This is a genomic window from Microbispora oryzae, from assembly GCF_017896165.1.
Lineage (GTDB): Bacteria > Actinomycetota > Actinomycetes > Streptosporangiales > Streptosporangiaceae > Microbispora > Microbispora oryzae.
In genome coordinates this window covers 1-2,551 of the sequence record NZ_JAFCNB010000047.1, presented here as the reverse complement: position 1 = coordinate 2,551, position 2,551 = coordinate 1, and the positions used below count along the sequence as shown (strand labels likewise).

Here is a 2,551-nt window from a genome sequence, read left to right as displayed (position 1 = left end):
AGCCGCGGTCGGTGGGGAACTCGGTGACGGCGTCGCGTCCCTCGTTGACCAGGTCCCACAGGTCCTCGGGGGAGGACACGCCGCCGGGCAGGCGGCAGGCCATCCCCACGATCGCGATCGGCTCGCGTTGCTCTTCCCGGACGTCACGCAGTTCTTCACGCGTCTTGTGCAACTCCTCGGTCACGCGTCGGAGGAGGTGCCGGATCTGGTCGTCGCTCACAGGTCTGCCTTCCAAGGGCGCGGATGGGCCAGGGGAGGGGTCAGGAGATCCCGAGTTCGTTGCTGATGAAGGTGATGAGCTCGTCGTCGGTGGCGGAGCCGAGCCCGGCTCCCGCGGATGAGCGGGCGACGGCCGCGCCCGACACCGCGTCAAGCAGCCGCCGCAACCGGGTGAGCGCCTCGCCCCGGCCCTCCTCCGGCAGGGGCACGGCCAGCATCTCCTCGAGCTCGTCGATCTTCGCCAGTACGGCGGCCCGCGGCGGCTCCGGCTGCGGTAGCAGAACGGCGAGCAGGTGATCGAGAAGAGCCGCCGGGGTCGGGTAGTCGAACACGAGCGTCGTCGGCAGCGTCGTGTCCGTCAGCCGGGCCAGGCGATTGCGCAGTTCGACCGCCGACAGCGACGTGAAGCCCTGGTCGCGGAAACCACGGTCGTCGTCCACCTCGGCCGCCGAGGCATGTCCGAGGACCTCGGCGATCTGCTCGCGCACGACCGCGCGGGCGGTCGGGCGCCGTTCGGATTCCGGCAGCGCGAGCAGCCGCCGCATAAGGTTTTCGCCCTCGCTCTCGGCGTCCTCGCCCGTCGCCGAGGCCGGTACGGCGGCCTCGCCGGCCTCCGGCAGTTCGCGCAGCAGTGGTCGCGACCGGGCGGAGAGCACGGTGGTCCAGTCGGCTCGGGCGACGATGAGCCGGGTCTGCCCGTCACACACGGTCTCTTCCAGGGCGGTGACCGCCAGGTCCGGCGACATGGGCGGGAAACCGCCGCGCCGCAGGCTCTCCCGCGCCTCGTCCCCCGCGATGCCGTCGCCGTCCCAGTGCCCCCACGCGATCGAGGTGGCGGGCAGGCCAAGTGAGCGCCGATGATCCGCCAGCGCGTCCAGGAAGGCGTTGCCCGGGGCGTAGTTGCCCTGGCCCGCGTTCGCGAGGGTGCCGGTGACGGACGAGAACAGCACGAAGGCCGACAGCGGCAGGTCACGGGTCAACTCGTGCAGATTGAGCGCGCCCGCCACCTTGACGCGGTGCACGGCCGCGATCCGCTCGGGCGTCAGTGAGCTGAGGAGCCCGTCGTCCAGGACGGCGGCGGTGTGCACCACCGCGGTCAGTGGGTGCTCGCCGGGCACCGTGGCGAGCAGGGTGGAGAGCGCCTCGCGGTCGCCCACGTCGCAGGCGGCGATCGTGACGCGGGCGCCGAGCGCGGTGAGGTCGGCCCGCAGGCGATCGGCGCCGGGAGCCCCGGGCCCCCGCCGGCTCACGAGAAGCAGGTGCGGAACGCCGCGCCGGGCGAGCCGGCGCGCCACGAGTGCGCCCAACGCGCCCGTGCCTCCCGTTACGAGCACGGTGCCGTCCGGCGACCACTCGGCGGCAGGGGCGTCGGCGTGCCGGGGAGCCCGCACCAGCCGCCGTGCCAGCAGCCCCGAGGTACGGACCGCCAGCTCGGACTCGTCCCTGGTCCCCATTAGTGCCGTGAGGACGTACTCCGCCGACCGCGTGTCGGGGCCGCCGGGAATGTCGACGAGCCCGCCCCATCGTTCGGGTCTCTCGGCGGCGATCACCCCGCCGAGCCCCCACACCAGACCTCCGGATGGCCGGATTACCTGGTCGGACGGCGCGGCCGCCACCGCGCCCGAGGTCGCGATCCACAGACGCCCGCTGATTCCCGCGTCGTCGAGCGCGTTGATCAGCGCCACCGCGTCACTGTCCGCGGCCAGACCCGCGTGCTCGTCGAGCGCGAGCAGGGACAGGACACCGGTGTACGGACCGTCCGCGGGCATGGCGGCGAGGGCGTGGGCGAGTCGCTCCGCGTCGGTGTGTCCGTCGCCGCCACGGCCGACGACGACCGAGACCACTCGCGTGTCCCGTTCCTCCAATGCTCGTGTCAGGGTGTCGGACCAGCTCACCGCCGGACCGTCCTCGGTACGGACGATCAGCCAGGGTCCCCCGGGCCGGAGCGGGATCTCGTTCTCGACCGGCCGCCACACGATCCGGTGACGCCACGAGTCGATGACTGAGCGCGTGTTCCTCGCCGTGTGCCAGGACGTCAGTGCCGGGAGCACCTCGCCCAGCGCCTCCTGTACCCGTTCCCCCTCGGCGCCGAGGGTGCGTACGAGCCCGTCCAGATCGCCCCGGCCGACCGTCTCCCAGAAGGGGTCGTCCGTGGCAGCGCCGGACTGGGCTGTCTTCGGCTGGTCCACCCAGTGCCTCCGGCTCTGGAAGGCGTAGGTGGGCAGGTCGACGGTGTGGGGTGTTGTTGTGGTGGTGGGCCAGGTGATGGGGGTGCCGGTGGTGTGGAGGTGGGCGGCGGCGGTGAGGGCGGTGTGGGGTTCTGGGTGGTTGC

The 2,551-nt window shown here is 72.8% G+C and carries 2 protein-coding genes; both read right to left on the bottom strand.

The genetic code is table 11. The annotated features are described in order from the left end of the window. A partial coding sequence (locus JOL79_RS33425; RefSeq protein ID WP_210159944.1) for a beta-ketoacyl synthase N-terminal-like domain-containing protein occupies window positions 1–220 on the bottom strand: 220 nt, incomplete at its 3' end. Window positions 221–260: 40 nt separating this feature from the next. Next, the coding region (locus JOL79_RS33420) for an SDR family NAD(P)-dependent oxidoreductase (protein ID WP_210159943.1) at window positions 261–2,551 on the bottom strand (2,291 nt) is incomplete at its 5' end.